General features: G+C 40.6%; 8 protein-coding genes. 5 read left to right on the top strand and 3 right to left on the bottom strand.

The window, feature by feature from the left end; all coding sequences use genetic code 11:
• Nucleotides 1-12 precede the first annotated feature (12 nt).
• Complete coding sequence (locus G7035_RS03670) at nt 13-1,320, top strand: MFS transporter (RefSeq protein WP_019686267.1); 1,308 nt, start codon at nt 13-15, stop codon at nt 1,318-1,320.
• 84 nt (nt 1,321-1,404) lie between these two features.
• On the opposite strand, the gene G7035_RS03665 is transcribed toward G7035_RS03670, so the two are convergent.
• Genes G7035_RS03665 through G7035_RS03655 form a run of 3 tightly spaced genes read right to left on the bottom strand, consistent with a single transcriptional unit; the run spans nt 1,405 to nt 3,982 of the window.
• On the bottom strand, nt 1,405-2,103 hold the full coding sequence (locus G7035_RS03665) for a DUF4097 family beta strand repeat-containing protein (protein WP_019686268.1): 699 nt from the start codon (nt 2,101-2,103) through the stop codon (nt 1,405-1,407).
• A gap of 35 nt (nt 2,104-2,138) precedes the next feature.
• On the bottom strand, nt 2,139-3,074 hold the full coding sequence (locus G7035_RS03660; RefSeq protein ID WP_017426299.1) for an ABC transporter permease: 936 nt from the start codon (nt 3,072-3,074) through the stop codon (nt 2,139-2,141).
• Nucleotides 3,071-3,982, bottom strand: a complete 912-nt coding sequence (locus G7035_RS03655) for an ABC transporter ATP-binding protein (protein ID WP_017426300.1) — start codon at nt 3,980-3,982, stop codon at nt 3,071-3,073. The genes G7035_RS03660 and G7035_RS03655 overlap by 4 nt, the downstream gene beginning before the upstream one ends.
• Before the next feature lie 146 nt (nt 3,983-4,128).
• Here G7035_RS03655 and G7035_RS03650 point away from each other — a divergent pair, with 146 nt between their 5' ends.
• The 4 genes from G7035_RS03650 (at nt 4,129) to G7035_RS03635 (ending at nt 8,094) form a co-directional block, all read left to right on the top strand.
• On the top strand, nt 4,129-5,913 hold the full coding sequence (locus G7035_RS03650; RefSeq protein ID WP_029514859.1) for a helix-turn-helix transcriptional regulator: 1,785 nt from the start codon (nt 4,129-4,131) through the stop codon (nt 5,911-5,913).
• A gap of 490 nt (nt 5,914-6,403) precedes the next feature.
• Entirely contained in the window at nt 6,404-6,850 is a 447-nt protein-coding gene (locus G7035_RS03645; RefSeq protein WP_013369616.1) for a tellurite resistance TerB family protein, read from the top strand.
• A 28-nt stretch (nt 6,851-6,878) separates the two neighbouring features.
• Complete coding sequence (locus G7035_RS03640) at nt 6,879-7,472, top strand: TerD family protein (RefSeq protein ID WP_016821473.1); 594 nt, start codon at nt 6,879-6,881, stop codon at nt 7,470-7,472.
• A gap of 46 nt (nt 7,473-7,518) precedes the next feature.
• Nucleotides 7,519-8,094, top strand: coding sequence for a TerD family protein (locus G7035_RS03635; protein WP_016821472.1), 576 nt, complete (start codon nt 7,519-7,521; stop codon nt 8,092-8,094).
• The last annotated feature ends 12 nt before the right edge of the window (nt 8,095-8,106 follow it).

Here is an 8,106-nt window from a genome sequence, read left to right as displayed (position 1 = left end):
TAGGGGGATCTCATGAATCAGCCAAAGGAATTTTCGTTTTATGCTCGCCGGAATCTATTTATTTTTTCAGTAACCAGGCTTATATCGGAGCTAGGAAGTTCGATTTTTAAGTTTGCTTTAAGTCTATATATTTTGGATATCACCGGATCGGCCACTGTATTTTCAATGGTGTTAGGCTTGTCCATTCTGCCCGGAGTATTTGTCAATATTTTTGCAGGTGTAGTTATAGACCGGAGCAATAAGAAGAAAGTGCTTGTCATAACCGAAATATTAAGCGGAATAGCGCTACTAATCTTTTTACCCATTTTCTTGTTGGATTCAACCAATGTTATGTTGCTTGCCGTGTTCTCCGTTATATTAAGCCTTATTCAATCATTTACGTTCTTAACGCTGAACGCCTCAATTCCTAACTTAGTGGAAAGAGACAACGTTCATAGCGTAAACTCTTCCTATCAAAGTATAGGAGCAATCATAAATGTACTGGGTCCGATCCTGGGTGCCATAACTTATCGAGCTTGGGGCTTGGAAACGATTGTGATGATTAACGGAATAACATTTATTTCGGCCGGATTGATGCAACTATGGTTACAATTTAGGAAAACTGATGAACAAACGGTATCCTCAAGTTATTTAGACAGTGTCAAAGATGTGTTTGCGTATATAAACAAGCAAAAAGCCATAATGTATTTACTTGTTATCTTTGTTGGTATCAATTTTATGCTCGCTCCATTAGTCCAGGTTGTGCTGCCGTATGTGACTTATCAGGAACTTCAACTTTCAGCTCAGCAACTATCTGTTATTCAAGGAGCCTGGTTCGTAGGAGTCATCGCGGGAGCCATTGTGGTTTCACGTCGGAAAGTACATCAATTTGTTATTACCAAAATATTTATCCTGTTTCAGCTTCAAGCCATCTTATTCCTAACATGGTGTTTCCCATTATTGTTTCCCTCAACATCAGGAAGCCTGATACAGATGACGTTCATCTTCATTATGATTTTGGCGGTAACCGGATTTTTTAATTCAATGAGCAATGTTCCCATGATATCTTATGTGCAGCTGTATACTCCAGAACATATTAGAGCCGGGGTGTTTGGTGTAATCAGCTCGATCACTATGCTAGCAACTCCGCTCGGAATCGGGTTGTACGGAATACTATTGGATAGAATCCATTGGGTATACCTTCCTCTGGCATCGGGAATAGTTGCTCTGGTGATGGGTATCATGGCTCATAAGAACAAAGCATTACGTAACTTTTTCAGTCAAAATGCCGAACCAGTCCTTAATAGCGTAGGTGAAAAAGAACGAGTATCAGCATTATAAACTGAATTTCTGCCCATGATGATGTGATTGAAGGACCTGATGTTAATGGAAAGGCCAACTTATGTTGGCCTTTTGGTCTTTCAGTTATTTTTTGCTTTGAGTCACTTTCCCCTTCACATCACCGATGCTTACTTTTCCATTGCCGCTCTGAATAATGACAACATCTTTTGCAACTTGATCAATATCCAGAGAGCCGTCACCTAACTCAATATATGCAGTACCCCCTATTTTATCTGCTTGAATATGTCCGTTTACATTTTCAATATTGACATCAGATGAGCTATTTTGAATAGTAATCCCACCATCTCTGTTGGTTAAATCAATGGCTCCACCGATTTCTTTAAGCGTGATATTACCATTCACATTTTCAATGCTTACATCCGAGGCTAAATTCGTTACTTGAATATCTCCATCTCTATGCGGATGTTTAATTTCTAGTTTCATTTTTTCCGGAATGGTTAGCTTGACATCAACTGTTTGGGGACCTGTTGACATGAATTGTCCCTCGAAAAAAGTATTAAGAGTAGCTATACCATCTTCTCCCTCCAGACTTAATTTTAGCTTATCCATGTTGCTGCCATTAGCAACGACACTGGCTTGTATTTTATCTGTATTCTTGTTTCCGACAACTTCAATTTGACCGTTGCTATTATCTAGAACTAAGCTGGAAATACCGGCAGATGATAATTCAAGTTCCTTGTTTAAAGATGTTGCAGGTTTGGATGAACAGGCTGCAATTAACAGTAACATTGAGATCATCACTAAAGTAGTGAGCCATTTCATTACAATCACTCCGTTTCAGAATAGTTAGTATAGATTTAGATTACATCCCGTTTTGTAAAAATAGGATATGAAACGAGATGCATAGCGACCAGATGAAGTAGAAGGAGGAACAGTGAGAAGCCCAAGGTCATTCCTTCCACTGGCGTCGTTCCAAAAAAATAAGGATTGAGATCTGTACTGGAAAACACAAAGTATTTTGTCCAAGGCCATCCATTCATGGTGATACTCAGGACGAATCCTGCTATAGCTGCCAGCATAGAGAACACAATAGAAAATGTAACACTGCGAAATGCTGCAGAAATCATAAATGCAAATGTCAACACGATAACCATAAAAGGTATATTAAATAAGAACCCTCCTAACAAGGCTTGAATCATATCTGCCTGCTGAATGGTTTGATCCTTGACGAAGAAGTAGGGATCGCCGATCCCCTTAAAGCCAAACATTAATCCACCGAAAAATATGGCAGCCAGAAAAGTAAGCAAAACCAAAAATATTCCAAACAAGAGAGTTGCAATATATTTAGAAAAATAAATTTTTGAGCGTGTAGCTGAACGTGTCAGTAAAAATTTGATTGTACCGGCAGAAAACTCAGAGGCTACAATATCGCCAGCCACGATAAGAGCTAAAAGAGAGATACCTACAATTAAATTTCTGGATTGGCTCACTGTAAAACTCCAAGCATTGGATTGAGGAGCGATGTTATGGTCCAAATAATACTGATTCATCAAAATTTTTTCTGCTGCCATTTTTTTCTCAATGGGTAGAGCGTCTGACTTTGCTGCATCTCTCGTTAGCTTTGAATTTTCATGCTGTAAGAGTGTTTTCCAGCCTTCATTGTACTCAGTCATACCAGAACTTTTTAAATTAGCCATCTGGATTAATACATACAAAATAAGCAGTATGATGATAAGCCAGGTACGTTTACGCTTATAAATCTTCATGTTTTCATTGCGAATTAACTGAATCACTTTTCAATTCCCCCTGTGATTTCAATGAATTTATCCTCTAGTGTCTGTTTCGTAATCTGAACGCTGTATATGTTCACCCCCGTATCCATAAGTTTCTTTGTAATACCCGGAATTTGATCCTTTGTAATGTCAACTTGTAGAGTTTGTTGATCTGCAATAATTTCTTTCCCCGCCAGCATGGACTGGAATACAGGAAGAGCCAATTCGGGTCTGTCTACTTCAAACCGAACAGGAGCAAGCCGATTATCCATCATCTCAGCTACATTATGGATACCAATCAGTTTTCCCTTATTTAAAATCGCTACCTGATCACACATCAGTTCCATTTCAGCCATAAGATGGCTAGAAATAAGAACACCAACGCCTTCTTTTTGAGACAGATTGATTAAATGTTCCCGAAGCTCTCTTATTCCTGCTGGGTCTAAACCATTGGTAGGCTCATCAAGTACAAGTAAGGAAGGTTTATGGGCCAGTACAACGGCTAATCCCAGTCGCTGCTTCATTCCTAGAGAGTAAGTTCCCACTTTCTTATCAATGCTGTCCTCAAGTCCGACGAGCGAGATTACTTCCTGAATACGTTCCGAAGAAACCCCTGGAGACATTCTTGAGAAATGAATCAGATTGTCATAGCCGGATAAATATTTGTACAGATCTGGATTTTCGACGATAACTCCAACATGTCTCATTGCCTTTTCAAAGGAGCGATCAATATCTTGGCCGTGGATAAATACCTGGCCTCCCGATTTTGAACTTAACCCCACGATCATCCGAATAGTGGTCGTCTTGCCCGCTCCATTTGGGCCAACAAGACCCATGATTTCCCCCGCCTTTACATCCAAGGACAGTCCTTCAACAATGGTTTTCTTTCCAATCTTTTTACTTAAATTACGAATCTGTAATAGTGACAACAACGATTCCCTCCCCGCCAACAGTTTGATTGTCTATAAAGTATCAGGAGTGCAGTCATACTCCCTAGTGACAAAATGTCATGACCTTGTTATGATGTGAAAAGATTGAAAAAATTACCTTAATTTAAGAAGAATGGGGTACTTACATGCTTGGATGCAATATGCGCTGGTCTTGGCAGGAATGGATTGTTGCTGTATTCCGAATCTTGTGGTTGATTTGCTTTGTTTTGCTATCGTATCAAGACCGCCCATCTTTCCCTTTCACTGTTGTATTTATCTCTGTTCTCGTTTGCTATTCAATACCTTTGTTCATTGATCGAATTCATTACCGCTGGTATTTGTTGGCGGAAGTATTTCTAGTGGGTGGAATTTCTTTGCTATTTGCTCATCAATATGAGCTTGTCCGACTGTTTCTGCCAGCTGTTTTTACGATTTCGTTTTATAGCCGTGGCCGTTCACATGCGGTAACTTTACCTCTTGCGTTGGTGATGTTTTGCCTGGGAGGAAGAGGGGCGTTTCATTGGACGATAGAAGACGTATTCCAGAACCTAGTGGATGCTTCGTTTGTATACGGTATTGGTTTCGGATTACAAATGGCATTTCGTTCTATAGATCGGATCAAACAAAAACTCGAATTAATAAAAAAGCAGTATCAAACCCTGGAGCAGTATTCGACTCAGGTTGAACAAATGACACTATTGGAAGAAAGATACCGCATGGCTCGCGAGCTGCATGACTCGATTGGCCATACATTCACTTCCATTATCTTAGGTATGGAAACATTACGGCCTTATATCTCTTCTGAAGAGGGGACTGAAAGATTGCAGTCTGTTCTTCAACTTGGTCGCACAGGGCTCGAAGATATCCGAAAGCAAGTTCATCAGATGGACCCTATGGAGGAGGATCCATCTTTGGATCTATCCTTGCTAAATATCATTAATGAATTTAAAAAGAATACTGCCATTCGAGTTGTGTTCAGAACGATGGGGGAGCCGCTTCCTGTCATAAAACAGTCAAAACTGACCTTGTACCGCTGTTTACAAGAATTATTGACTAATGCCAGCCGACATGGGCATGCCAATTCTATTCAGGTGCTTCTTCACTACGACCATAACCAGATCATTTTGCAGGTGCAGGACAATGGGAAGGGAAGTGACGAAATTAAGTTCGGGTTTGGTCTTTCAGGAATGAAAGAGCGGCTTTCGTCTCTTCAAGGCAAGCTATACCTTCATTCCAAAGAAGGCGAAGGAACGATTGTGACCTGTTCTATACCATTGCTTCAGGATACAGATGTTAGTAATCCAGAGATCAAGGTATTGTTGGTGGATGATCAATTACTCATTCGGGACAGTTTAGGCCTGTTGCTCAAAAACGAACCTGATTTTCGAATTCAAACGGCGGAAGACGGAAACGTTGCTGTAGATCAATGTGCCAGCGACCCGCCAGACGTTGTATTAATGGATGTACATATGCCCCAGATGGACGGTATTACTGCGACGAAGCTAATTAAAGAAAGCTGGCCTAACATACGTGTAATTATGATCACCACCTTTGATGACATTTCGTATGCTACGAAATCACTTGCTTTGGGTGCTGAAGGTTATGTACTAAAATCAATTGATCCAAGAGAGCTGGCTAATACAATACGGCTAGTGCATCACGGAGGAACGATGATAACCCAAGAAGTAGCAAGTACATTGTTTCAGCAAATGACAGGGACGATGAAGAATCCTTATGGACTGACAGAGCGGGAGTTGGAAATTCTGCATTGTTTAACTGAAGGACACCGTTATAAAGCAATTGCAAGCAAGGTTCACTTGTCTGAAGGAACGGTTCGAAACTATATTTCGACCATATACTCAAAAATGCAAGTGCAGAGCCGTGACGAAGCAATTGAAAAAGCTAAAACAGAGTTGCTTACAGACTATTAATAAAATGCAAGATGGGTAGACTGCGTGTGTCACTTGTTTAAACAACGTGAAAGAGATATCCTACATTAGATAGAGGTTTTCAGCTTCGGAATTAAAAGAGTAGCTATATACGACCGAACCTAATAGATTGAAGTGAAAATAGCGTCGTCCTAAATTTGGTCGACGCTATTTTTGTATGCTGTGATCCGCAAGTATGTGCAACGTTTACCTTAGCAAAACCGTATATGTAGAATAGCAACTGTATTTTGTTGCATATCCATAGAAGTCTACCATTCTACAAACTTGCATTTGCGTTATCAAATGGGTGATAATGGAAGGGATACTTTCGACAAAAAATAGGGCTAAAGATAGAGAGGATACCTACAAAAGGTAGATCGGATTTACCGCATTTTTGTATATTATTGTAGAATAAGATCGTAATTCAGGTTATAGTAAAGGAAGAAATTAACTAGGATAGATTATACCCAAATACGTAATTGTGGAGGGAAATATGAGTACATTTAAAAATTGGTTGAATACAACTAAAAAAGGACTGGGCGACCAGGTTAAGAAATTTAAGAACAAAGATTTTATGGAAGCTGTTGTTGCAGGTTGTGCATTAGTGGCATTTGCCGACGGTACTATTAGTCCGGAAGAAAAAACAAAAATGGCCGGATACATAAATATCAGTGAGGAATTGAAAGTGTTTGATATGGGTGAGGTCATCAACCGTTTCAATCACTATGTAGCAAACTTTGAATTTTCACCTGAAATCGGCAAACAGGAAGCGTTAAAAGCGATTGGTAAATTAAAAGGCAAGCCTGAAGTAGGTCGACTTGTCGTCGGCGTATGCAGTGCCATTGGTGCAGCTGACGGTGACTTTGATGCCAATGAGCAACGGATTGTTGCTGAGATTTGTGGTGCGCTTGGTTTGAATCCGTCTGAATTTAGTCTGTAAATTTTATGGAAGGGAGGTGTGTTAATCAGTGGCTGTAATTAATCTGGTCAAGGGCCAGAAAATTGATTTGACCAAGGGAAACACAGGACTAACCAAGGTTATAGCCGGATTGGGATGGGACCCCGTGCAGTCCAAAGGATTTTTTGGTTTCAAGAAGCAACCCAATATTGATTGTGATGCTTCTGCCATTTTGCTGGATGCCAACGGGAAACTAACTCAATCTGACAATGTAGTATGCTTCCATAATAAAAAAAGCCCGTGCGGCTCAGTCGTGCATTCCGGTGATAATCTGACCGGACAAGGTGACGGCGATGATGAACAAATTATGATTGACCTGGCACGGATTCCGGCCAATGTCGATAAAGTGCTTGTTGTTGTGAATATATATGATTGCGTAAACCGGAAACAGGATTTCGGCATGATCGAGAAAGCGTATATCCGCATTCTGGACGGTGCTAATTCTAAGGAACTGGTGACGTTTAATTTATCTGATAATTTTGAGGGAATGACTGCACTGATCTGCGGAGAACTCTATCGCCATAACGACGAATGGAAGTTTGCTGCAATCGGTGCAGGCACCCATGCCGTACATATTGATGTGCTGGCTCAGCGTTATATGTAATTTTAGATTGCTCATACAAAACTAATGAGAAACGGGGTACTTACTCATGGCAATTAACTTATCTAAAGGTCAAAAAATCGATTTGACGAAAACAAACCCAGGCTTGTCCAAAATCACGGTTGGTCTCGGCTGGGACACCAATAAGTACGATGGCGGTAAAGATTTTGACTTGGACGTATCCGTATTTTTGGCGAATGCGGACGGCAAAGTGGAAACGGAAAAGAACTTCGTCTTCTTTAATAATCCACAAAACGAGAACGGTTCTGTCGTTCATACCGGAGATAACCGCACAGGTGAAGGTGACGGAGATGACGAGCAAATTAAAGTTGATCTGAGCAATGTACCTGCTAACGTAGAAAAAATCGCTTTTACGATTACGATCTATGATGCACAAGAACGCAGCCAAAACTTTGGACAAGTGTCCCGTGCCTACGCACGTATCGTAAATGAGGCAAACAATGAAGAATTGGTTCGCTTTGATCTGGGAGAAGATTTTTCGATCGAAACAGGCGTCGTGGTAGGCGAGTTGTATCGCCATAGCGGTGAGTGGAAGTTCAATGCCATTGGCAGCGGTTACCAGGATGGTCTTGCAGGCTTGACACGTGATTACGGCTTAGCTTAAAAAATCTACACA

The sequence above is a fragment of the Paenibacillus polymyxa genome (genome assembly GCF_015710975.1).
GTDB classification, from domain to species: Bacteria; Bacillota; Bacilli; order Paenibacillales; family Paenibacillaceae; genus Paenibacillus; species Paenibacillus polymyxa.
Note: the sequence above shows the minus strand (reverse complement) of the source record. Positions and strands in the feature narration are given on the sequence as shown.